Annotated in this window: 23 protein-coding genes and 1 pseudogene; 22 read left to right on the top strand and 2 right to left on the bottom strand. The window is 31.2% G+C overall.

Annotated elements, in window-relative coordinates; all coding sequences use genetic code 11:
• Positions 1-75: 75 nt before the first annotated feature.
• From ABD730_RS11495 to ABD730_RS11440, 12 genes are all read left to right on the top strand, one after another.
• Complete coding sequence (locus tag ABD730_RS11495; RefSeq protein WP_344714733.1) at positions 76-1,038, top strand: NAD(P)-dependent alcohol dehydrogenase; 963 nt, start codon at positions 76-78, stop codon at positions 1,036-1,038.
• 15 nt (positions 1,039-1,053) lie between these two features.
• On the top strand, positions 1,054-2,115 hold the full coding sequence (gene trpS, locus ABD730_RS11490) for a tryptophan--tRNA ligase (RefSeq protein ID WP_344714731.1): 1,062 nt from the start codon (positions 1,054-1,056) through the stop codon (positions 2,113-2,115).
• Between the two features lie 223 nt (positions 2,116-2,338).
• On the top strand, positions 2,339-2,905 hold the full coding sequence (locus tag ABD730_RS11485; protein WP_344714729.1) for a hypothetical protein: 567 nt from the start codon (positions 2,339-2,341) through the stop codon (positions 2,903-2,905).
• A 43-nt stretch (positions 2,906-2,948) separates the two neighbouring features.
• The gene (locus ABD730_RS11480; protein WP_344714727.1) at positions 2,949-3,809 is read left to right on the top strand and encodes an alpha/beta fold hydrolase; all 861 of its coding nucleotides are present in this window, start codon (positions 2,949-2,951) and stop codon (positions 3,807-3,809) included.
• Position 3,810: 1 nt separating this feature from the next.
• Positions 3,811-4,761: an alpha/beta fold hydrolase gene (locus tag ABD730_RS11475; protein WP_344714725.1), complete on the top strand. Its 951-nt coding sequence runs from the start codon at positions 3,811-3,813 to the stop codon at positions 4,759-4,761.
• A 146-nt stretch (positions 4,762-4,907) separates the two neighbouring features.
• The gene (locus ABD730_RS11470; protein WP_344714723.1) at positions 4,908-5,267 is read left to right on the top strand and encodes a cupin domain-containing protein; all 360 of its coding nucleotides are present in this window, start codon (positions 4,908-4,910) and stop codon (positions 5,265-5,267) included.
• 254 nt (positions 5,268-5,521) lie between these two features.
• Positions 5,522-6,775 (top strand): alpha/beta hydrolase, encoded by a 1,254-nt coding sequence (locus ABD730_RS11465; protein ID WP_344714721.1) that lies wholly within the window; start codon positions 5,522-5,524, stop codon positions 6,773-6,775.
• Positions 6,776-7,063: 288 nt separating this feature from the next.
• Positions 7,064-7,639 carry a hypothetical protein gene (locus tag ABD730_RS11460; protein WP_344714719.1) on the top strand — a complete coding sequence of 192 codons (576 nt, stop codon included), beginning with the start codon at positions 7,064-7,066 and terminating at the stop codon, positions 7,637-7,639.
• Positions 7,640-7,772: 133 nt separating this feature from the next.
• Complete coding sequence (locus tag ABD730_RS11455) at positions 7,773-8,600, top strand: alpha/beta hydrolase (RefSeq protein WP_344714717.1); 828 nt, start codon at positions 7,773-7,775, stop codon at positions 8,598-8,600.
• An 86-nt stretch (positions 8,601-8,686) separates the two neighbouring features.
• Positions 8,687-10,114: a serine hydrolase gene (locus ABD730_RS11450; RefSeq protein ID WP_344714715.1), complete on the top strand. Its 1,428-nt coding sequence runs from the start codon at positions 8,687-8,689 to the stop codon at positions 10,112-10,114.
• 218 nt (positions 10,115-10,332) lie between these two features.
• A complete protein-coding gene (locus ABD730_RS11445) occupies positions 10,333-11,187 on the top strand; it encodes a CPBP family intramembrane glutamic endopeptidase (RefSeq protein WP_344714713.1) in 855 nt (284 codons plus the stop codon).
• 145 nt (positions 11,188-11,332) lie between these two features.
• Positions 11,333-12,232, top strand: coding sequence for an MBL fold metallo-hydrolase (locus ABD730_RS11440; RefSeq protein WP_344714711.1), 900 nt, complete (start codon positions 11,333-11,335; stop codon positions 12,230-12,232).
• A 238-nt stretch (positions 12,233-12,470) separates the two neighbouring features.
• Here the strand turns inward: ABD730_RS11440 and ABD730_RS11435 are convergent, their stop codons facing one another.
• A complete protein-coding gene (locus ABD730_RS11435) occupies positions 12,471-13,100 on the bottom strand; it encodes a TetR/AcrR family transcriptional regulator (RefSeq protein ID WP_044634113.1) in 630 nt (209 codons plus the stop codon).
• A gap of 67 nt (positions 13,101-13,167) precedes the next feature.
• On the opposite strand from ABD730_RS11435, the gene ABD730_RS11430 reads away from it, so the two are divergent.
• The 10 genes and pseudogenes from ABD730_RS11430 to ABD730_RS11385 all read left to right on the top strand — a co-directional run bounded on the left by ABD730_RS11430 (position 13,168) and on the right by ABD730_RS11385 (position 22,051).
• Positions 13,168-13,884 carry a CPBP family intramembrane glutamic endopeptidase gene (locus ABD730_RS11430; RefSeq protein ID WP_344714708.1) on the top strand — a complete coding sequence of 239 codons (717 nt, stop codon included), beginning with the start codon at positions 13,168-13,170 and terminating at the stop codon, positions 13,882-13,884.
• A gap of 266 nt (positions 13,885-14,150) precedes the next feature.
• Positions 14,151-15,236 (top strand): sensor histidine kinase, encoded by a 1,086-nt coding sequence (locus tag ABD730_RS11425; protein WP_344714706.1) that lies wholly within the window; start codon positions 14,151-14,153, stop codon positions 15,234-15,236.
• The gene (locus tag ABD730_RS11420; RefSeq protein WP_344714704.1) at positions 15,223-15,945 is read left to right on the top strand and encodes a LytR/AlgR family response regulator transcription factor; all 723 of its coding nucleotides are present in this window, start codon (positions 15,223-15,225) and stop codon (positions 15,943-15,945) included. Before ABD730_RS11425 ends, ABD730_RS11420 begins: the two co-directional genes overlap by 14 nt.
• Positions 15,946-16,064: 119 nt before the next feature.
• Entirely contained in the window at positions 16,065-16,685 is a 621-nt protein-coding gene (locus ABD730_RS11415) for a hypothetical protein (protein ID WP_344714702.1), read from the top strand.
• 26 nt (positions 16,686-16,711) lie between these two features.
• Positions 16,712-18,925: a CocE/NonD family hydrolase gene (locus ABD730_RS11410; protein ID WP_344714700.1), complete on the top strand. Its 2,214-nt coding sequence runs from the start codon at positions 16,712-16,714 to the stop codon at positions 18,923-18,925.
• Positions 18,926-19,086: 161 nt separating this feature from the next.
• Positions 19,087-20,466: a serine hydrolase gene (locus ABD730_RS11405; protein ID WP_344714698.1), complete on the top strand. Its 1,380-nt coding sequence runs from the start codon at positions 19,087-19,089 to the stop codon at positions 20,464-20,466.
• 1 nt (position 20,467) lies between these two features.
• Positions 20,468-20,938, top strand: a complete 471-nt coding sequence (locus tag ABD730_RS11400) for a hypothetical protein (RefSeq protein ID WP_044634109.1) — start codon at positions 20,468-20,470, stop codon at positions 20,936-20,938.
• Complete coding sequence (locus ABD730_RS11395) at positions 20,931-21,506, top strand: helix-turn-helix domain-containing protein (protein ID WP_044634108.1); 576 nt, start codon at positions 20,931-20,933, stop codon at positions 21,504-21,506. The genes ABD730_RS11400 and ABD730_RS11395 overlap by 8 nt, the downstream gene beginning before the upstream one ends.
• 65 nt (positions 21,507-21,571) lie before the next feature.
• Positions 21,572-21,661 (top strand): annotated as a pseudogene (locus ABD730_RS11390) (zinc ribbon domain-containing protein); the annotation flags it as partial.
• A gap of 21 nt (positions 21,662-21,682) precedes the next feature.
• Positions 21,683-22,051: an alpha/beta hydrolase-fold protein gene (locus tag ABD730_RS11385; RefSeq protein WP_215925657.1), complete on the top strand. Its 369-nt coding sequence runs from the start codon at positions 21,683-21,685 to the stop codon at positions 22,049-22,051.
• Here the strand turns inward: ABD730_RS11385 and ABD730_RS11380 are convergent.
• A complete protein-coding gene (locus tag ABD730_RS11380; RefSeq protein ID WP_052823526.1) occupies positions 22,048-23,136 on the bottom strand; it encodes a serine hydrolase domain-containing protein in 1,089 nt (362 codons plus the stop codon). The two genes, ABD730_RS11385 and ABD730_RS11380, sit on opposite strands and share 4 nt — an antisense overlap.
• Positions 23,137-23,256: the final 120 nt, after the last annotated feature.

Below are 23,256 nucleotides of genomic sequence, written 5' to 3'. Positions count from 1 at the left end.
AAATTGTGTCCCGCTTATAAAACACAAAACGTTATTAATTTAATTAAAATCAACTTTGCTAAAAATACAATAATTATGAAAGCAGCAATTTATACAAAATACGGTTCGCCAGAGGTTATTCAGATAATTGATGTTGAAATTCCCTCACCCAAACCCAATGAGGTTTTAATAAAAATTAAAGCCTCTTCTGTAACTAGAGCAGATACAATGATGCGCCAAGGTATACCGAAATTTGGTAGATTGTTTTTAGGTTTATTTAAGCCCAAAAACACAGCTTTAGGAACTGGTTTTTCAGGTGTTGTAAAAGCTATAGGTTCGCAAATCACAAAATTTAAAGTAGGTGATGAAGTTTTTGGAGAAAAATTATTTAGCACTGGTAGTAATTCGGATTTCTTATGTATGAGCGAAAATGAACTTCTAGAAAATAAACCAAAGAACATTTCTCATATAGAAGCTGCACCAATTTGTGATGGTTTTTTAACCTCATATAACTTCTTAAAGGAGCATGCCAAACTTAAAAAAGATCAGCATATTTTAATTAATGGAGCTTCTGGTAGTTTAGGTTCTGCTGCAGTACAATTGGCAAAAATAATGGGTGCAAAAGTTACAGGTGTTTGCAGCACTAAAAATATTGATTTTGTACTATCGTTAGGTGCAGACGAGGTATTAGATTATACTATAATAAAAGTGAATGAGCTGCAAAGTAAATATGATGTAGTATACGATACTGTTGGTAAGCTTTCTTATAGCAACACTAAAAATGTATTAAAAGCAAATGGTATTTTTATGACACCTGTATTACGTGTTGGAGTACTATGGCAAATGTTACGGCATCCAAAAAAAGTAAAGTTTGAGGCTACTGGTATAAAGAAGACCGAAGATTTAAAACGTTTATTAAACGATTTGGTAAATTTCTTTAAACAAGGAAAATTGCATACACATATCGACAAAAAATATCACCTTATGGATATAAGATATGCACATCAACATCTTGATACAGGTCGTAAAGTAGGTAATGTAGTTATCATCAATCCATAAATCATTAATCTATACATGAAAAATAAAAGTTTTGAAAAAGCAAAAGAGCAAAGCAAGTTATTAGAAAATGATTTGTATAAGAATCCTCAAAAGTACCGCGTATTAACGGGAGATAGACCTACAGGTAATTTGCATCTTGGACACTATTTTGGCTCAATTATAAACCGATTAAAATTACAAAGCTTGGGAATTGAGACTTATATTTTAATTGCTGATTATCAAGTGTTGACAGATAGAAATGTTTTTAATGAAATTTCAAAATTCACCTATGAACTAACTTTGGACTATTTAGCCTGTGGATTAGACCCTGAAAATTATAAAACTCATATTTTTCCACATAGTCATATTCCTGAATTAAATCAACTAACTATTCCATTTCTGACATTAGTTTCCAGTTCAGAATTAAACAAAAACCCAACTGTTAAAGAAGAAATTACTGCTTCAGGAATGAGTAATATTAATGCAGGAATGTATATCTATCCCGTTCATCAAGCTGCTGACATTTTGTTTTGTAAAAGTAATGTGATTCCTGTTGGAAAAGATCAATTGCCTCATATAGAATTAACTCGGAAAATTGCAAAGCGCTTTAATACCAAATTCAATAAAAATATTTTTACCGAACCTGTTGCATTTTTTACTGATACACCTACTATTCTTGGGTTAGACGGTATTCAAAAAATGAGTAAAAGTCGCAACAATTCAATTATGATAAAGTCAACAGCAGACGAAACAGCAAAACTAATAAAATCTGCCAAAACTGATTCAAGTCGTTACATATCTTACGACCCCGAAAACAGACCAGAGGTTTCCAACTTACTTAAGTTAGCTTCCTTATGTTCAGATAAAAGTCCAACAGATATTGCTGATAAAATTGGCGACCAAGGTTCAGGAAAACTTAAAGAGCTAACAACAGAAGCTATAAACACATATTTTGAGCCTATTAGAAAAAAAAGAATAGAGCTTGAAAAAAATAAAGACTATGTCAGAGATATTTTGCTTAAAGGTATAAGTAAAGCGAGAGAAACAGCTATTGAAACGTTGAGTGAAGTCACTGAGGCAATGAATATGAAAATATAATAGGACTACATCCAGCAAAGAACTAAAATCGGACTCGATTCAATCTTTTTATTTTGAAAGAACAGATTTGATTTTAAATGGAATCTCGAAGAACAAATAAAGCGAACGGAAGCATTTCAAAAAAAAGAAAATAACTAAAACTATTATTTAATTCTACTTTTTCAAGAAGGTAAACTTCATACAAATATCAATCAATAATCATCATTAATCAAAAAACATCATCATGAAAAAAACTTTAATTACTATGACTTTGTGCGGACTAACATTAATCGCCAAAGCTCAAAACACAAGTGTAGAAAAATCAATATTCGGATTACAAACTGGAGTTCTAGGAGTCTGGGCATATAATGAAACAAAACTATCAAATACCATAGCATTAAGAACAGAAATTGGTTTTGATTTTGGTATTTGGGAATCTACGTTTTATGATGATTATGATTCTCCATTTCTACTCACACCTGTAATAGTTGTGGAGCCAAGATTCTATTACAACCTTAAAAAACGGTCAGAGAACTCAAAACCAATTGATGGAAATAGTGGCAATTTTATTGCTTTAAAGATGGGTTATCATCCAGAATTGGCACTGTTCAATACTGACGATGCGCCTGTAGTAAGTGATTTTTCCATTATACCCACTTGGGGAATTAGGCGAAATTTAGGTAAACATTTTGATTTTGAAGCAGGTCTTGGCGCAGGATATAGTTACACATTTGCTAAACGTGCTGGTTATTTAAAGAATAAAAGTGAACTGGAATTAAATATGCACTTACGAATAGGGTATAGACTTTAACTTAAAAAAACAATTTCAATATCAATCAAAAAACGAACAGTCTATGTTTTTTAAATCAAAAGAAGGAAAAGACAAAATCTTATCCCTATACAACCAGAAATTAAACAAGCTCAATATCAGCTATTTAGAAGAATCGGTAGAAACAAAGTTTGGATCTACAAATGTTATTATTACGGGCAACAAAGAAAACCCACCTATACTCCTTATTCATGGCACAGGTGGTTGCTCCCCTCTAATTTTAGAATCATTCCCTAATTTATCCTCAACATACTGTGTTTACGCCATAGACGTGCTTGCGCAACCTAATAAAAGTGCTGAAAACAGGTTAGATATGAAGTCTCTAGATTATGGAGAATGGTTAACGGAAGTTATTATTTTATTAGGATTAAAAGATGTTACTTTAGTTGGGTTTTCATTTGGAGGCCTTATTTCACTAAAGACTTTAGAATTTAACGAAAGACTCATAAAACACGTTTTTTTAATAGCGCCAGTTTACATCGTAAATGGAAATCCTTTTGTAGGCTTATTTAAGATGTTTATTCCTTTAAAGAAATTCATAAAAACGGGTAATAATAATTATCTAAAAAAAGTCATTAAAGCTCTTTTTAGTGAAGCTGATAATTTTGCCATCCAATTTATGGGAACCACTTTTCAAAATTGTAATATGGACTTTTCACCATTACCTGTAATAGCTAAAAAATCTGCTCAACAAATTGAAACACCTATTACTATTTTCGCTTGTGAAAACGATATTATGTTTCCTGGTAGAAAATTGATTAAAAGAGCCAAACGAATATTTTCTTCTATTGAAGACGTTGTTTTGATTGAAGATACTAAACACGTACCAAGTTCAAAGAATTTCAAAAAAATAGAGGATTTAATTATTGATAAAAACAGATACTAAAATGATAGCAGAAATAAAATCTTTAGAATTTCCTAATCCAAATATAATTTCAATAAATGGAATTGAGTTAGAAGTATATGAAGCAGGTAAAGAAAATATGGGCAATCCAATTGTCCTTTGTCATGGTTTTCCCGAACATGCCTTTTCATGGCGTTATCAAATCCCAGTACTTGCTAAAGCTGGTTATCATGTCATTGTTCCAAATCAAAGAGGATATGGTAATTCGTCATGCCCTAAAGACGTAACAGCATATGATATCACCCATTTAACAAGTGATTTGGTGGCTTTACTTGATTATTACAACTACAAAGATGCTGTTTTTGTAGGGCATGACTGGGGTGCAAATGTAGTTTGGAACCTTGCACTCTTACATCCAGAGCGTGTCAATAAAATTATAAATCTTGCATTGCCTTATCAAGAACGCGGCAAAAAACCATGGATTGAGTTGATGGAAGCGTTTTTTGGAGACGATTTCTATTTTGTTCATTTTAATAAAAAACCAGGAGTTGCAGATGCTGTGTTAGAGAACCAAACAGAAAACTTTCTTCGTAATTTATTTCGTAAGAATGTACCTCTTGCACCACCAGAGCCAGGAATGTTAATGATAAATCTTGCAAAAGCAGAAAACCCCCTTGGTGATCCTATTATGAACGACGATGATTTGTCTGTTTTTGTAAAGGCCTTTAACAATTCCGGATTTAATGGCGCTATTAATTGGTATAGAAACCTCGACCGGAACTGGCACTTATTAGCAGATATTAACCCAATCATCAAACAGCCTACTCTTATGATCTATGGTAATCTAGATATGATACCAAAATTTGAAAGGCTACAGGATTTTGTTCCGAATTTAGATGTGATTAGTTTAGATTGTGGCCATCACATTCAACAGGAATTACCACAAGAAACAAATGAATCGATTTTAAAATGGTTGGCAAAATTTAATGGTTAAAAAAAGAAGTAGGAACAAGAATGGTAATTTTATAGAGAGGGATCAGAATTTGCTAGAGACTATAGACAAGCATTAATTTTTGAATCTATTTTATAAATGTAAACTCATTAATAAGTATCTCTTCAATAACTTCAATATTTTATATTATGAATATAAACGATCAACTTAAAACCATAAAAGACTACTATTCTCCAAAAATAATAGGTGAAGTAAATGATGTTTTTATAAAACTTGTAAAAATACAGGGAAACAAAGTGCCTTGGCATCACCATAAAAATGAAGATGAATTATTTTATGTGCTTAAAGGAAGTCTTGTTTTTGAAATAGAAAACCAAGAACCATTTACAATGAAAAAAGGGGATTTGTTCATTGTAAAACAAGGAATTAATCATAAAGTCAGTTCTAAAAAGGAATGCCATTTAATGCTTATTGAAAATAAATCAGCTTTGCATACAGGAAATGTAACTCATGAGATTACAAAATCTATTAAATATCAATTAGATTGATTTTTCAGTTTAATTTGGATTACATAACCCTGAAACACGACTCGACTTACAAGTTAGATATGAGGTATGTTATTCAACAAGCTAAAATTGCTAATTCCTTATAAAATTCTGTTATATATCGCTTTTCATATTTTTCAAATCAAAATATGAATATTTTAGCTTTAGGTTTAACGTTATGAAAAAAATTTATACATCGCACTAACACATTAATATCAATTATGAAAGCCAAAATAAGAAGGGTTAAAGACAATTACATGACCAAAGGATTAAAAATAGTATTGACAATAGGACTCCTTATTGTCTTTCAAGAAATATCGGCACAATCGAAGTTGAATCAATCGAGTGAATTTCAAACAGAAATTATTGATTCTGTTTATTCAGAGGTATTCAAAGAATATCGAAAGTTTTGGGTTAAATTCCCTGATAATTATAACCCAAATAGTAGTGTAAAATATCCTGTTGTTTATTTATTAGATGGATTTTCTCTGAGAGAAAATTTAGAAGAAATTTATGATAATTATTGGGGACATTATTTGCCTCATATGATTCTAATTGGAATTTCTAACAAAACTAACAGGATACGGGACTTAACTACTTCTCAGATTAAAATGAGGCGTGGGCAAGCAATGAATAAAGAAACTGGTGGTGCGGAAAACTTCACCCAAAGTATTGAAAAAGAACTAATCCCATACATTGACAATAAATATCCAACCACGACCTATCGTACCTTAATTGGGCATTCTTATGCAGGACTGTTTACTATAAATATGCTGGTTAATCATAAACATCTCTTTCAAAACTATATAGCCATAGATCCAAGTTTGGATTGGGACCACCAAAAATTATTGAAGGAGGCAAAAGAAAAGCTGAGTTTAGAAAGTTATAAAGGCAAATCTCTTTATGTGTCTTTAGCAGCAGAACAGCTACATATGTGGAATGAAGAAATAACCATGGATAATATTATGGACGACGCTTCAGAATTCACTTTGTTTGCACGTTCAATCATTGACTTTTCAACTTTTGCGACCTCTCAAAAACAGAATGGATTAAATTTCTCATGGAAGGTGTACAATGAAGATTTACATGGTACTGTTCCGCTCCCAACGATGAGAGATGGATTGATTTTTCTTTTTAAATGGTACCAGTTTAAATCTCCGCAAAAATATAATAATCCTGAAACAAAAGTAGAAGAATTGGTTAAGCTATTGGAAAAACAAGAAGAAATCTATTCAACGCATTTCGGTTATCCCTTCCCTCCAATGATTGAGGAAATGTTTAGTGGCTATGGCTATATGAATTTAGAAGTGGGGCAACCTGAAAAAGCATTTATGTTTTTCAAATCGAATATTGATTATTATCCCAACAGCGCAAGTGCCTATAATTCAATGGCAGACTATTATGAAGCTCAAAATGATATTACTAATGCACTAAGGTTTGTGAAAAAAGCTGCTGAATTAAGTAATGACGAATACTATAAAAACAGAATTCAAGAACTAAAAAACAAATAACAAAGGCTAACATTTTGTATAACCCGCAATATGCATTAGAACTTTGTTATGAGAATCAAAAACACAATAAATCAGGATGTTAGATTTGAAAAGCATAACATCGCTATGGTTAGAGAAGATAACGAAACGAAGTGGCTGATTTGCAGTGTTTTTGGTTCGTAATAGATTTTCTAATTCATAATGCGGGTTTAAGTAATACCAAAGTAGAAGTAGAAGTATTATTAGGAAACTACCACGTAATCTACCACTACTCATGCAGTTTACCGTTCGCACTTATTTGAGAAAAAAATGAAACGATTAAGAAAATTCATAGAAAAGAATATTTCGGGCAAAAAGGTTTTAGGACTTTTTATCTTGACCAATCTGGTTTACACCTTTATGCTCACTGTCACCATTCCCAAAACAATGGAATTCTCTAACGGAATGAAATTATTGGATATGATGCCCTCAGGATATGATTTGAAATATGTCAATGAATTATTCATTTCGCTTGAAGAAAATGGCCGTTTGACGTATCTGACCAATCAAATACCTGTTGATATGATTTACCCACTGCTATTTGGACTTTCTTACTGTCTGCTTTTGGGTTATTTCTTGAAAAAATTAAACAAATTAAATTCCCCATATATTTATCTCTGCGTAATTCCGATAATTGCCGGAATTGCAGATTATTTGGAAAATATCGGGATTATTACAATGCTTAAAAACTATCCCGAATTGAATGAGACTGCAGTTTATACTACTAATATATTTTCAGTTATAAAAAGCATTTCAACAAGTATATTTTTTATTGCATTAATAATAATCTTAATAACACTTGGAATTAAAGTATTAAACAGAAAAAAAACTGCTGACACCGTATAAAATTAATTACTTGTTTTAGCCAATTTATGAAAGTCCTCGCGGACTTTATACCTGTAATTTATTTGCTAAATTAGTTGCTTAAACCACGTAACTGATCTTATACATAACCGTTACCAAACATATAAAACAAACTATGAAAAATTTGACATTTGTAATTTTATATATTCTTCTTTCAGGAGTACAAACCATATTTGGACAGAATGAAACAGATATTATAGTAGGAAGTAAGTTCGTTATTAAATCTAATATTTTAGATGAAGAAAGAACCTGTTTAATAAGTCTTCCTGATTCATACAATAATTCATCTGAAGTTGATAAAAAATATCCGGTTATCATAGTATTGGATGGATATACTCATTTTAAAACAGCATCTGGAATAGTACATTTTATGAGTTCTAATAGGAATCGAAACAATTTAATGCCTGAAAGTATTATTATAGCCATAGAGAATGTTGACCGAGAACGAGATTTTACAGTTACAAAAATTAAAACCAAACGACCGAATAATATGGGAGGTGGAAGGATTTTTTTGAATTTCATTGAGAAAGAACTAGTACCTTATATTGATAAAAAGTATAAGACAGAACCGTTTAGAACTCTTGTTGGGCACTCTTTAGGAGGACTACTTACACTAAATTCCTATATGGATGAAAATAGCGTATTCAATGCTTACATTTCTATAGACCCAAGTATTTGGTGGAATGAGGAGATGATGAAAAACAAAGTTGATTCTATTTCCTCAATATCATTGAATAAAAAACTTTATATAGCTACTGCCAATCAAGGAGAGGCTAATTACGAAAGGAATAAACAAAGACACGACTCTCTCTATACTTTAATAACAAAGAAATCGGATAAACCTCTAAATATCGAAATAGAATATTTTGAAAAAGAAAACCATCGCTCTGTACCATTAGTAGCTTTATACGAAGGGTTAAAATATATTAATCAAGAGGAATGATTTCGAAGCTGGTAATATCAACAAATACATTAATTAAAAACTGCAACAGTTTAATTAATTTATAGTCTTTCAGTAAAATTTCAAAAATGAATAGAATAAAAACGCTCTTTTTTCTGACATCAATAATCTTTTTCACAAACTGTCAAAATAAAAACAATCCGACGTTAAAGTATTTGTCTGAAACAACAATAAACCAAATAGACACATTGATGGAGGGGTCATATAAACGTGGATTGTTCAATGGGAACATCCTTGTGGCACAGGGCAATAATATTATATATCAAAATGAATTTGGATATTCAGATGCCTCTAGATCAAAAAAACTTAGTAGAAACTCAATATTTAACATTGGTTCTATAGCAAAAGAATTCAACGCTGTTGCGATAATGATTTTAAATGAAAGAGGGTTACTTAATCTGGATGATAAAATCTCAAATTTTGAATTGCAATTACCAGAATGGTCAAACACCGTTAGTATCAAGCATCTACTTCAATATACTAGTGGACTGCCAAGAATCAACTGGAACAATATTAAGAATGACCAAGACATCTATAATGATATAAAGAATATTAAACGTCTAAATTTTGAACCTGGCACAGATTACTTGTACAGCAACAATAATATTTTTCTGCAAAGAAGAATTGTTGAACAAGTATCTGGAATGAGTTTTAATGATTTCATTCAAAAAAACCTACTTATTCCTGGCGGTATGACAAATGCTATTATTGACGCGGATACTCAAAACCCTGAATTAGTAACCGCATTTAATAATACTTTTGTAAATGATAGAGCAATGGATATCGAATTCTCTGGCTGGGTAAACCCTACTGCAAATGATATGTATAAATGGATAATCAACTTACATTCAGGACAGTTTATATCTAATAAATCGTTAATTACTTTATTTGATTCGCATTCTAAGGAGAGTTCTTCTGCTTTAGGAATTGGGGTCATTGAGAATGACACTTTGCTAATTCATCAACATCATGGATCATCTTTCAATTATGAATCTTTTATCCATTATAATGTGAAAGAAGATTTATCAATCGTTTTAATGACAAATAATAAAAACCGCAAGCTTCGAGAAATAACTGATGCAGTCGAAAATATTTTAAAAGGCAATCCCTTTTCAATACCACAGAAGTCTATTTATTTCGCAATTAGAGAAAAATGTTATGATAATGCTAATGAGGGAATTGAGCTTTATAAAAACTTAAAAAAACAAAATTTTTCTGAATATAATTTTTCGGATGAAAATGAATTAAATCAACTTGGCTATGATTTGATTAAGAAAGGTCAAATAGAAGAGGCTATTAGCATTTTTAGATTACTTATCTCAGAATTCCCAAATTCATCAAATGCATTTGATAGTATGGGCGAAAGTTATTTCTTAAATGACCAATTTGAATTATCAAAAATAAGCTATCAAAAATCTTTAGAACACAATCCTGAAAATACAAATGCAGAAGAAATGATAAACAGAATTGAAAAAATAAATGTAAAAACAAACTAATGGCAACAACGTATAAAATTATTTGCTTGTATTAGCCAATTTACGAAAGTCCTCGCTGACTTTTGCTGCGCACAGTTCGCAAAGCTCGTGTCTATCTGTGATTTATTTGTTAAATCAGGTGCTTAAACACATAATGAATCTTATACAATCACATTAGGCGCAATGTAACAAAACTACGGACTCATCGTCTTCCATTAACAACCAATCAGAAAATTAAAATGCAAGAAAATTTAACAGAACAAAAAAAAACTTGGAATACGATCTTTCTATTTCTGGCTCTCGTATTTGCGCTTACTTCACCTTTCCATTATGCCATAGTTAATTTATATCCATCACGAATATATGTTGGAGCAATCATGTGGTGTCCTGCAATTGCCGCATTTATTACCTTAAAAATAAAAGGGCGTAAAATTTCATCTTTAAATTGGAATTGGGGAAATTGGAAATATATCCGATTGTCTTATTTCATTCCTGCCTTATATGGGTTAATCACTTATATACTAATCTGGAGTTTCGGATTTGGAAGTTTAGCCAATGAAGAAGTCATTATAGACTGGGGAAAAGAACTTGGTTTGTTTGGAATAGGATCATTAAATCCAACGGCAATAACAATAATAGCCATTATTTTAATAGGTACTGTAGAAGTAATAAGAGCCTCAGCAACAACTTTAGGAGAAGAAATTGGGTGGAGAGGTTTTTTTATCTATGAATTGAGAAAGGTACTTTCCTTTACTGGTGTATCTGTTTTTAGTGGATTTATTTGGGCTGCTTGGCACTGGCCGCTGCTTGTTTACTATAGTAATAATGTATTATTGGAATTTATAACATTCTTCATCGTAATTATTTCTATGTCTTTTATTATGACATACTACACTTTTAAATCTAAAAGCCTATGGCCAGCAGTAATTTTTCACGCCGTAAGCAATGTATATATTCAAAAAATATTACCTGAATTAACCATTAAAAATGAAGGAACGGAACATTGGCTTGGCGAAAACGGAATTATGTTTGCAATTGTGACCTGCGTTTTTGGAATTTACTTTTGGAGAAAAGCAATTAAAGAAAAATTATAACTAAAAAACACAGCGGCTAATACCGTGTATAATTGCTTCGCCAGTTCGCTGAGCTCGTGTCTATCTATGATTTGTTTATTAAATCAGGTGATTAAACACGCAACGAATCTTATACAATCACATTAAAGCCATTATAGATCAACATATGAAAACAAAAGTCACAATCTTACTATCAATACTAACTTTGATTTTGTCATGCCAACCATCAATCGAAGACACTGTTGATTTAAAGGTTCAAAATTGGATTCATGGTTCTGAAAACTGTGAAGATAATATGGACCCACCAATTCAGGTCGTTAAGTACAATAGCAATACTTATATTTTACGTCAAAACAAGTGTACAAATTATGAAGCGCCTTTTATGTTTCTGTTTTTTGGTGAGAACAAAGCGCTATTAATGGATACTGGAGCTACTCAAGAAGATGATATTTTTCCGCTTTATGAAACTGTAAATACAATTATTAACGATTGGTCTAAAAAGAATGGAGAAGTTGAATTAATTGTGGCTCATACGCATAAGCATGGAGACCACTATGCTGGCGATGTACAATTCAAAGGAAAACCGAACACTTCTGTAATCGGTCTTGAGGTTAACGATGTACAAGATTTTTTTAAGATAGCAAACTGGCCCGAAGAAGTTGTAGATTATGATTTAGGAAATCGCATGATGAAAATAATACCAATTCCTGGACACCAAGCGTCTTCAATTGCGGTTTATGATACTTCGACGAAAATTCTCTTGACTGGAGACACTTTTTATCCTGGTAGACTATACATAAATGATTGGATTGCTTTTAAAATGAGTATTGAAAGACTTGTAAAATTCACCGACATTAATGAGGTTTCAACCATACTTGGAAATCACATTGAAATGACTCAATTAGCTGGAGTTGATTATCCCATGGGAAGTATCTACCAGCCTAAAGAACACCAACTTCCGTTAAGTGTGCTCACATTAAAAGAACTTTCAAATGCTCTAACAAAATTGGGAGATACACCAACAAAAAAAATTCATGATAGCTTCATAATATATCCAGTCAATTAAAAATACTGACACTAACAGTGTGCAGTTTGCGTAGGTATATCAATAGACGGTAAATACCTTTTCTTTAGCAGAAATGTAGGTACAGACGATTTTGAAAATGTGGATATACTTTGGGTAAGCGCGGAGGTAATAAAAAAACTAAGGAAATAAAACAACAACTTCTGCCAACAAAGATATATACATCTTACAACTAATTAGTTACATAGTTAAAGTTAAAGCATATTTGGAAAAAACAGATTTATCTTTCATTAGAATCTATAATTTCATAAAATTCTTTCTTTCCTTTTACAGTAAGATAAGGATAAAGTATACTTAATAAAGTATTTGCTTTTTTTTCTATTACACTCTCATTAATTTTCCCTCCATATAATACGGTAGAATACAACCAAGTATTACTATAAAGAATCATTTGTTCGGCAAGATTTTGGCATTCCCAATCCAGTATAGATACTTTCATTAATTTATTCTTTTTTAATTGAGTAAATAAAAAGATATAACTCTCATATCGTGAATCATATATTTTATGAAAATGAGTTTTAATATTATCATTTAAATTTAATATATTGTATAAGTCTGTCCAGAAAAATTGATAATCAATCATTCGCTTCATGGTTAACTTAATTTCAATTTTTATTTGATTTATAGAAACTTCCATCTCAGAGAAACTTGAGAGTCTATAGTCAAATTCTTTTGTCATTTCAAAATATAAAGCCTCCAAAATTTCTTCACGTTTTTTAAAATGATAATTTAAATTCCCTGAACTCATCTTTAATGTTTTTGCAATCATTCTAATAGTTACTGAACTATAAGATTGCTCATTAAATAAGTGCCTTGAATTATCCAATATTTTTTCTTTTGTCGATTTCATTAGTAAACTTGTCCTAATTTAAATTATTATTAGTAAATTTGTCCTAAAATTACATAAAAACAATTAGATGAATGATATGGAACCACAAAAGAAATCCTTTAATATTAAAATACTTGTAGAAATAACAATTGTATTCCTAACTATATTGAGCATAAAACACCTTGCGGATTATTTCGACGTAATTGGTGCTGGCTCAATAGCAATTTGGTGTGGTATTATAGTTAGTACGATTTTCATGAAACAAAAAAAAATAAACTGGAAAGAGTTTGGGCCTAAGATTCCAAAAGGTACAAAAAATTGGATGATTAATATATTGATAGCACTTGGCACTGTAATACTAGTTTTTTCAATTATGGGACTAATTGTAAAACCAATATTGGAAAGTTTTGGTCTAACGAACCCAGCAGGTGCAGCTGATAGATTTGCCTTTTTTATGGGAAAACCTCTTGTGTTTATAGGTTACCTGATTACAGTTGTTTGGTTTGGTGCAGCCTTAGGTGAAGAATTGTTATTTCGTGGATATTTACTAAATAGATTGGTTGATTGTACTGGAAATAATACATTGGGAATAATTATAGCATTAATTATACATGCTGTAATATTTGGAATGTTACACATTTACCAAGGATTAGCAGGTGTTATTGCCACTGGTTGTATTGCCCTTATATTTGGTTCAGTCTATTTTATAATTAAGCGAAAACTTTTTCCTATAATAATTGCACATGGAATTATTAACTCTCTTAGTCTTATTGGATTATATTTTAATAATGGCGTTATAAGTTAGAGATAAAGAATTGTATAAAACCTACAGCCAACAAAGATGTATATAAAAAAAAGCAATCCTCTGCTGAGACTATCATGAAGAAAGACAATATTTAAGTCATAAATTCTCTTGTCTTAAATCTGTATTTTTTTTAGCAATTAATCCAAACCTTAAATATGCCATAGCCTAAATTCCTAAAATAAATAACAAACGCTTATCGCTTTTTATTCGCGCTCATGTATTTCTTTTTTCTATTTTTAAAGAAAATACGTTGTTTTGTTATTCATATGAGTTCAAGTTATACCAAGAAAATATCAAAAACCCGTTTGTATTGGCTTTGCCAATTGATGGGCTGGTGCTTGGTGTCAACTTATTGGGCATACACAGTATATACCAGAGATAATTATGGAATTTTCTATACATTTTCAAATTATGTTTTAGATGTGGCAATTGGAATTTTCTTAACACATGTGTATAGAATATATGCATTAAAAGCTAACTGGAGTCAATTGCCAATTAAAAAGTTACTTATTCGTGTTATTCCAAGTATCCTTTTGTTAGCGCTTCTATACGTGTTAATAAACAACTTAAAATGGTATGCGTATTGGACTTTTCTTGCAGGCGAGGATAAAAATTTCTTTAAAGCCATTATGTATTGGGATCCAATTTTACTTACAGGACTGCGACTGATGTCTATTTGGATATTGGCGTATCACTTGTATCATTACTATCAAAAGGAAGTGGTTACAGCAAGAGAGAATGCTCAACTTTCCTTAATCGCAAAACAAGCCCAGTTAGATAATTTATCAGCGCAATTGAATCCGCATTTCTTATTCAACTCTTTAAATTCTATTAAATCCTTAGTCATCGAAAACCCAAACGTTGCAAGAAGAGCTATTGATTTATTATCAGATTTGCTGAGATCATCCTTATATGAAAAAGACAACGGTTTAACACCCATTAAAAATGAATTGGCTTTAGTTTATGATTACATTGAATTAGAAAAGCTGCGTTTTGAAGAACGACTGCAACTCAAAACGAATATTGATGAAAGCCTTATTAATTATAAGATTCCTACATTAAGTATTCAGTTATTAATAGAAAACGCCATTAAACATGGCATTGATTTAATAGTAGATGGTGGTATTATTTACTTAAAAATTAAAAAGAAGGATAGCCATATTCATATTACAGTTGAAAATCCTGGAATAATTAATCAACATAAAAATGTTGGATTAGGTCTCGAAAATTTAAAAAAACGCTTAGAAATTCAATATAAAGGTAAGGCTGGTTTTAGTTTAACAGCGACTGAAAATAACCATGTCTGCGCAGAACTAATAATTCCAATGCATATAAACGATGAAAAGATTTAAAACCATAATCATTGATGATGAACGTTTAGCGAGAGAAGAAGTAAAACGTGCACTAGAAAAACATAAAGAGTTTGAAATTATAGCTGAAGCTAGTCATGTAGATGAAGCCATAACTTTAATTGAAGACTTACAACCAGACCTATTGTTTTTAGATATCCATATGCCTGGGAAATCTGGGTTTGATTTACTGGAAGAACTAACAAATGTACCTGACGTCGTTTTTACAACGGCCTATGATCAATATGCTGTAAAAGCGTTTGAGATGAATGCTTTAGACTATTTAGTAAAGCCTTTAAGAGATGAACGTTTTTCTAAAACTATTGAAAAGGTAAAGGAAGAACTTTCTAATAGGGTAAAATTAGAACCTACCACCTTACCGATGCATCAAAAGATATTTATAAAAGATGGTGAAAAATGTCATTTTATTCCACTCACAGATATTTATTTTATTGAATCTTTAGAAAATTACGCACGTCTTTATTTTGGTTCGGATAAAGCAATGATAAAGCGTTCTTTAAATTTATTAGCAGAAAAATTAGACCCTAAAGTCTTTTTCCGTGTGAATCGAAGTCAAATGATTAACATACATTACATCAAAGAGATTCACCCCAACTTCAATAATAAATTACAAATTATATTAACCACTGGTGAAAAAGTAGAAGTGTCTAGCAGGCAGTCCGTTAAGTTTAAAAACTGGAATAGTTTATAAAGAGAAAATCGCTAAGTTTTCTAACGTTCATTGACTTTTTATTACGCTCATGTACTTTTCCTTTTTTGAAAGAAACAGACGCCTTTACTTTGTACTATAATTAATTTAAAATCCTTATTATGAAGTATTTAAAAGTAGTATTTAATATAGAAAGAATCGTATATCTAGTGCTAATTTCAGTGTTGATATCTTGTAATGAAAACACTGTTTCAGTAGCAGAACAACCAACCTTAGCCGATTATAAAGTGGGAGAACAATGGACTTGGAAGTATAAAGGCGTAACCACTGAAGGCGAAGTGCGTTCAGAAGGCAAAGATACAAGAGAAATAGTACATATAGCTGACGGCTTAGGTATGGTCATTGCAAAAGATACGATTCCAGTTTCGGACATTGTAAAGCCAGAAGAAAGCGAAACACCAAGATACAAATGGCCTTTAGAGGTTGGTAAAACGTGGCGATATGAAAAAAAATGGACAAGTCAGGATGGTACCACAGGAACACAAAGTCAAGATGCAAAAGTATTATCATATAAAGAAGAAACTGTAGACGCTGGAACCTTTATGGCGTATACCATAGAATACAAGGGAACAGTTTCCAATTCTAGAGGATACAACGCACGAACGGATGAAGTTTGGTTGTATGCACCAGAACTAAAAAACTTTATTAAAATGACGCAAACTCAAGATGGCTTTTTATATAATGAAGAGTTAATCAAATACTTAAATCCAAATAAGAAATAGTCTAGTTTTCTATCAAACGTAAAACAATGAAAAAATTAGTCCTGATATTATTTTTATTCGCAATTAGCGTTACTTCTTTTGCACAAGAATTGCCATTTAAAAAGGTGAAACTATCAGATTCAGTAGCACTTGAAAATCAAATGCAGCAATTAGCCTCAATCTGTGATACTCAAAATTTATCAGAATTAGATTTATTTAAGTTCCAGTTAATAAGAGGTGAATATGAAGACGCCTTAACTTCAATAAAAAAAAGAATAGCAGAAACACCAAGAGATCAAAGTCAGTATTTAGATATATACATGCATTATGTAGAGGCAAAGCTTTCTACGAACTTCAAAGACGCGTTTAAAAAATCTTACAACAAATACGTAAAGAATTCTGATGACATACAAGTTCTTAATTTAGATAAAGCCTTGATAGTTAGAGACCCAACTGATTATTACGTTAGTAATTTTAATAATACGTATAGTACTATTAAATCAGAAAAAATAACACAGGCAACAGCTACGGATTTAGTAAAAAAATATTTTTTAAGCACTGTATTTTCATCAACTAGAGCTATTTATTTTGAAGAAATAAAACAAGATCATAAACGCAGATATGTCGTAAATGACAGTATCGTCATTCCTATGAAAGATGGTGCCGAAGTTTCAATTGTATTAGTAGAGCGTAAAGGAAATTCAACAGCTAAAAAATCTGCCATATTAGTGGCTTCTGTTTACGCAGGAACCAATGAAGCTACGGCGATGTTATCAGCATCTAAAGGCTATATAGGCGTGATTGCCAATACAAGAGGAAAGAGATTGAGTAATAGCGACATAAAACCACTTGAATATGAACATACTGATGTGTATGAAGTCATTGATTGGATTAGTAAACAAGCCTGGTCCAATCAAAAAGTAGCCATGTTTGGAGGTAGTTATAATGGTTTTACACAATGGGCTTCTATGAAACACAACGTGCATCCTGCATTAAAAACCATTGTTCCTATGGTTGCAATTGCACCAGGTATTGATTACCCAATGGAAAATAATGTCCTACACAATTATTCGTATTCCTGGAATTTTTATGTAACCAATAACAAGTTTTTAGATTTTGAAGCTTCAAATGATTTTAAGCGTTGGAATTCTTTAAAAAACACCTGGTACAAAACAGGAGTAGCGTTTAACAAATTAGATAGTTTAGATGGTCGGGTAAATACATTATGGAATAGGTATATGCAACATCCTAGTTATGACGACTTCTGGAAAAAAATGATACCATACCAACAAGAATTTGCTAAAATTGACATTCCTATTTTAACCATTACAGGGTATTATGATGACTCACAAAGAGGAGCTATATATTATTACAATGAACATCATAAATATGCAAAAAATCCAAATCATTATTTGTTAGTTGGGCCTTATGATCATTGGGCTGCACAAACGAAACCAGAAGAAAGTCTAAGAAATTACAAATTAGATAAAGCTGCTTTGATAAACATCGAAGAAGAACTAATTTACCAATGGTTTGATTACATTTTGAACGGAAAAGCAAAACCGAGTATTTTAAAAGATAAAGTCAACTTCCAAGTCATGGGTACGAATACCTGGATGCACAAACCAAGTTTAAGCGCCATGACCAATGATACTTTAACATTTCATTTAAGTGCTGATAAAACCAACGATTTTTATGCCTTAAAATCAAAAGCAAATAATTTAGAGATTCAAATGTCTGTTGATTTTAAGGATCGAAAGAGTATGACTAACACGGAGTATTATCCTTGGCCTTTGGAACGTGACCAAATCAATTTAAAAGATGGTTTAATTTTTAAATCTGAAGCGCTAAAGGAAGATGTAATTATAAATGGCTCTTTTTTAGGGAATCTTGAATTTTCAATAAATAAAAAAGATGTTGATTATTCTGTAATCGTATATGAATTGACTCCAGAAGGGAACTATTTTCATTTAAGCTATTATATTGGTAGAGCGAGCTATGCTAAAGATAGAGAACAAAGAAATTTATTGATACCGAATCAAAAGACGAAAGTGTCTTTCGACAATTCGAAACTAATCAGTAAAAAATTAGAAAAAGGGAGTCGCATTGTAGTGGTGGTTAATGTCAATAAAAACAATAATGCTCAAATTAATTATGGTACTGGAAAGGATGTTAATAAAGAAAGTATTAAAGATGCTGAAATTCCATTAGAGATATTTTTTACAGGAAACAGCAGTATTTCTTTGCCAATTTGGAACTGATTTCAATAACTGTTAGAATCTCATCTCTTAAGTAAAATAAAGTTTAAATGTGCCTTTATTTAAAGGAATAAGCGCAGATGTCATAAAGATGTCATAAGCTTGGCGCAAGTGCCAGTAAGGTTTGTATTTAATTTTGTCCCATGAACATTAAATACAAATCAATGAATAATTTTTTTACAACACTCACTTTTCTTTTCATTACATATTTTAGCGTTAGTCAGAGCTATGAATCAAAAATAGATTCCATAGTTGCTATAAGTTACAATCAAAACGAGCCTGGTATTTCAATTCTGGTAGCAAAAGAAGGAGCATCTATTTATAGTAAATCTTTTGGAAAAGCTAATTTAGAATTAAATACACCTTTACAAAAGAGTAGTGTATTTCAGATTGGTTCAATTACAAAACAATTTACCGCAGTTTCAATTTTAATGCTAGCAGAGCAAGGCAAACTGAATATTGAGGATAATATTGGAAAATACATTCCTGAATATGTCGAGATTGGAAAAGATATTACCATTCACAATCTATTGAATCATACTTCGGGAATAAAAAACAGAACACCTGTTGGTGACAAGGGTTTTATTTCTAAAACTAATATGTCACCTACAGAACTTATTGCATATTTTAAAGATGAACCTTTGGAGTTTAAACCAGGAGAGCGTTTTAAATACAGCAATGCCGGCTATATTATACTAGGGCGAATTATTGAAATCGTTTCTGGACAACCTTACAGTGATTTTATAGAACAACATATTTTTGATAAAATAGGAATGAAGAATTCATCCTGTGGAGATACGAAACAAGGTATTCCAAACCCTACTACGGGTTATATCATTGAACAAAATGATTTTGTAAAATCAGATGATATGAATTTGTCTTTAGCATATTCCGCGGGAGCTATTTTATCTACCACAGAGGATCTTTTAAAATGGCAAAATGCATTACTTTCAAACACACTTTTAAAAGCTTCTAGTATAAAACAAGCTATGACACCAACCTCATTAAACAGTGGGAAAAGAGTACCTTATGGATATGGTTTTCGATTTTCGAAATTGGGGAATTCTCCTGTAATTGCCCACACAGGAAGTACGAAGGGGTTTACCAGTATTGCGCTGTTTTTACCTAAAGAGAAACTGTATATAACTGCATTAACCAACTGTAATTGTAAGAATGTAAATAACGTGGCGAAACAAGTTGCTGAATTATTTGTAAGTATACCAGATGATAAAATAACAGAGGCTAAGCATAATCAACCTGAGAGAAAATCAATTAATGTACCTTCTGAACTATTAAGTGACTATACAGGTACTTATGAGGTTAAACCAAATGTAAACCTTACTATAGGATTGGATAACACAAATCAATTATACTTATTAGCTCCAGGTCAAACTAAAAAGGTTGAATTATTTGCTGAAACTCAAAATCATTTTTTTGTAAAAATTGTAGATGCAGAAATCACGTTTAATAAAAATGAAGCGAATAATGTTATTAGCTTAACGATGAATCAATCTGGTCGTAAAATTATCGCAAAAAAGAATTAGGATGAAAAACAAGGAAAAAACATCTTTACAGCAAGCCATTTATTATGCTAAAGCACCCATCATAATTGCATTAATTTTAACTCCAGTTAGATATGGTTTAGAATTATTGGGATTGCCTGAAAATGCTATTTTTATTATCGGGCTACTTTGGCTTACCTTAGGGATTGCTATATATCTAGGTATTAAATTAGGTAATCAAAAACAAGCTTACAAGATTCTTTTATTAAGCTTACTTATTTACTCACCTATTTCAAGGATTCCAGTTGCTATACTTTGGTGGGTAGATACAAAATGGGAAATTGGCACTCATTATGGATTATATTATGATAATTTTGGGCAAGCGCTATTAAATCATGTGATTTATGGGTCGTTAGTTCAATTGGTTCCTGGATTTTTATTAGGAATAGTAACCATAACAATAATGAGGTACAGAAAAACTTTAACTAAAAACAAACCTTTAGAAAATGGATAATAACTATTTAGCTTTAAGAGTAAAAGAATTGAGAAACCAGAAAGGGATGTCACAAGAATTTCTAGCAGAAGAATCTGGTTTAAGTTTACGAACTATTCAACGCATCGAAAAAGGGGAATCAAACCCTACAGGTGAGTCATTGAAGCGATTAGCCAATGCCTTAAATGTAAGTCCAGATGAGTTGATAGATTGGTCCGTAAAAGAAGATAAAAAGTATTTAACGTATCTCAATCTCTCTGCACTGTTATTTCTGGTCTTTCCATTGCTAGGGGTTTTAATTCCATTTATACTTTGGACATCAAAAAAAGGTAAGATAAAAAATAGTAATAAGTTGGGTAAAGATTTAATCAATTTCGAAATCACGTGGACCATACTGTTATTTTTTATCCCTCTAGTATTTTTCATCATATCAAAAATTGGACTCACAGACCAAATAACGTTAAGTACATTTTTTATAGTTATTGGCTTTTTGTATGTCGCCAATTTAATTTTAATATTGATCAACACACTTAGAATAAACAATGAAAAAGAGGTGATATATAGACCTCGATTTAAGTTTTTAAAATAAAAGGCAATGAATAATAGCGTTAATATTTTACAGCCATATAGTATCAACTCAAAAAATATAAAACTATGAAATACAAATGTCCGAAGTGTGATAATGCCACTTATGAAATTGGAGAAATGAAAGCCACAGGTGGTACGTTGTCGAAAATATTTGTTACCAAACATATAAAGCAAACTATGAGAACTTTTACATTTGTGATTTTATGTATTCTTCTTTTTGGAGCACAAACGACGTTCGGACAGAATAAAACGGATATTATAATTGGAAGTCAGTTCATTATTAAATCTAGTATTTTAAATGAAGAAAGAACTTGTTTAATAAGTATTCCTGATTCATATAATGATTCAACTGAAGTGGCGAAAAAATATCCAATTATCATATTATTGGATGGATATACTCATTTTAAAACAGCATCTGGAATAGTACATTTTATGAGTTCCAATAGAAACCGAAACAATTTAATTCCAGAAAGTATTATTATAGCCATAAAAAATGTTGACCGTGAACGAGATTTTACCGTTACAAAAATTAAGACATTAAATTAATTACTTCCATGCCATTTTGCCCAATCTTGCAGGTTTCCAAATAAAACGTTTTTTCCATTAGAGCCGTTGGTAAGGATAATAATACCTGATTTTGATTCAAAATCGAGCATAAAACCAGATTGCCATCCTTCATTAGAACCACCATGACCAGATAATGTAAAATCCCCAAAACGATTCATAATCATATAACCCATTCCGTAATTCCCTTTGGATAGTTCGGTAGGTTTTATCAAAAGAGCAATGCTTTCTTCTGACAAAACAGGATTTTTTGAAAATGATGCTTTTGCAAAAAGAATAAGATCATCTATTGTTGTATGAAAACCTGCTGCTGCTTGCGTATTAAAAAGGCGTAATGGGATTTCATTTCCTTCTTCATCATAGGCCTTTGCAGAATTTTTTAAAACCTTTTTACTAATATTAAAACTTGTTTGTTTCATTTTTAAAGGCTTAAAAATATGTTCTTTCATGTAATCCGCAAAAGATTTCCCACTAACGTCTTCAATAACTAATTGCAATATAGAATAACCACCACCTGAATATTTCCATTTGCTTTCTGGTTCCATAACGAGTTCTACTTTCTCATCTAGATTAGTAGTTCCGGATAACGATGCATCAATTGAAGTTAATTCATCTTTAGTTTCATAACCGTTGTAACCATGAACAGACAAACCTGCAGTATGTTGCAATAGATTCCTGATAGTTACTTTATCTGAATCAAATTCACTAGATGGTAATTTCCAATTCAAAAGATATTTTGAAGCTGGAGCATCTAAATTAAGTTTTTGGTCTTCTACCAATTTCATAATTCCCCAAGCTGTAAACATTTTTGATATAGAACCAATATTAAAGCCTGTTTTACTATTTACAATCTCGTTTTCTGATACATCAGAAAACCCATATTCTTTTTTAATAATAACGTCGCCATTTTTAATAATAGCCAATGCCAATCCAGGTACTTTATTGTCTTGCAATGCCTTTGGTGTAGTTTCATTTAAAGTTTTTAATAGTTCTTTCTCAGAACTCGTTTGAGCATTTACAAATAAGGTTGATAATGCGATTGTAATAATTGTAATTAAAGTTTTCATATGTATTTAGTTTTAAATTCGATGTAAACCTAGAGCTGAATATTCGTTAATTAGAACTATTTTGATGAAGCTAGCGTATCAAATGGCAATCAACTCATTATGATATTTAAAGTACCTTTA

It is taken from the genome of Winogradskyella damuponensis (genome assembly GCF_039538385.1).
In the GTDB taxonomy this organism is placed as follows: Bacteria; Bacteroidota; Bacteroidia; order Flavobacteriales; family Flavobacteriaceae; genus Winogradskyella; species Winogradskyella damuponensis.
This window is presented reverse-complemented; position numbering and strand designations above follow the sequence as displayed.

Excerpts from the sequence above, each read along its gene's own strand:
- ABD730_RS11495 (WP_344714733.1), top strand. The coding sequence starts at position 76 with ATGAAAGCAGCAATTTATACAAAATACGGTTCGCCAGAGGTTATTCAG.
- trpS (WP_344714731.1), top strand. The coding sequence starts at position 1,054 with ATGAAAAATAAAAGTTTTGAAAAAGCAAAAGAGCAAAGCAAGTTATTA.
- ABD730_RS11485 (WP_344714729.1), top strand. The coding sequence starts at position 2,339 with ATGAAAAAAACTTTAATTACTATGACTTTGTGCGGACTAACATTAATC.
- ABD730_RS11480 (WP_344714727.1), top strand. The coding sequence starts at position 2,949 with ATGTTTTTTAAATCAAAAGAAGGAAAAGACAAAATCTTATCCCTATAC.
- ABD730_RS11475 (WP_344714725.1), top strand. The coding sequence starts at position 3,811 with ATGATAGCAGAAATAAAATCTTTAGAATTTCCTAATCCAAATATAATT.
- ABD730_RS11470 (WP_344714723.1), top strand. The coding sequence starts at position 4,908 with ATGAATATAAACGATCAACTTAAAACCATAAAAGACTACTATTCTCCA.
- ABD730_RS11465 (WP_344714721.1), top strand. The coding sequence starts at position 5,522 with ATGACCAAAGGATTAAAAATAGTATTGACAATAGGACTCCTTATTGTC.
- ABD730_RS11460 (WP_344714719.1), top strand. The coding sequence starts at position 7,064 with ATGAAACGATTAAGAAAATTCATAGAAAAGAATATTTCGGGCAAAAAG.
- ABD730_RS11455 (WP_344714717.1), top strand. The coding sequence starts at position 7,773 with ATGAAAAATTTGACATTTGTAATTTTATATATTCTTCTTTCAGGAGTA.
- ABD730_RS11450 (WP_344714715.1), top strand. The coding sequence starts at position 8,687 with ATGAATAGAATAAAAACGCTCTTTTTTCTGACATCAATAATCTTTTTC.
- ABD730_RS11445 (WP_344714713.1), top strand. The coding sequence starts at position 10,333 with ATGCAAGAAAATTTAACAGAACAAAAAAAAACTTGGAATACGATCTTT.
- ABD730_RS11440 (WP_344714711.1), top strand. The coding sequence starts at position 11,333 with ATGAAAACAAAAGTCACAATCTTACTATCAATACTAACTTTGATTTTG.
- ABD730_RS11435 (WP_044634113.1), bottom strand. The coding sequence starts at position 13,100 with ATGAAATCGACAAAAGAAAAAATATTGGATAATTCAAGGCACTTATTT.
- ABD730_RS11430 (WP_344714708.1), top strand. The coding sequence starts at position 13,168 with ATGAATGATATGGAACCACAAAAGAAATCCTTTAATATTAAAATACTT.
- ABD730_RS11425 (WP_344714706.1), top strand. The coding sequence starts at position 14,151 with ATGAGTTCAAGTTATACCAAGAAAATATCAAAAACCCGTTTGTATTGG.
- ABD730_RS11420 (WP_344714704.1), top strand. The coding sequence starts at position 15,223 with ATGAAAAGATTTAAAACCATAATCATTGATGATGAACGTTTAGCGAGA.
- ABD730_RS11415 (WP_344714702.1), top strand. The coding sequence starts at position 16,065 with ATGAAGTATTTAAAAGTAGTATTTAATATAGAAAGAATCGTATATCTA.
- ABD730_RS11410 (WP_344714700.1), top strand. The coding sequence starts at position 16,712 with ATGAAAAAATTAGTCCTGATATTATTTTTATTCGCAATTAGCGTTACT.
- ABD730_RS11405 (WP_344714698.1), top strand. The coding sequence starts at position 19,087 with ATGAATAATTTTTTTACAACACTCACTTTTCTTTTCATTACATATTTT.
- ABD730_RS11400 (WP_044634109.1), top strand. The coding sequence starts at position 20,468 with ATGAAAAACAAGGAAAAAACATCTTTACAGCAAGCCATTTATTATGCT.
- ABD730_RS11395 (WP_044634108.1), top strand. The coding sequence starts at position 20,931 with ATGGATAATAACTATTTAGCTTTAAGAGTAAAAGAATTGAGAAACCAG.
- ABD730_RS11385 (WP_215925657.1), top strand. The coding sequence starts at position 21,683 with ATGAGAACTTTTACATTTGTGATTTTATGTATTCTTCTTTTTGGAGCA.
- ABD730_RS11380 (WP_052823526.1), bottom strand. The coding sequence starts at position 23,136 with ATGAAAACTTTAATTACAATTATTACAATCGCATTATCAACCTTATTT.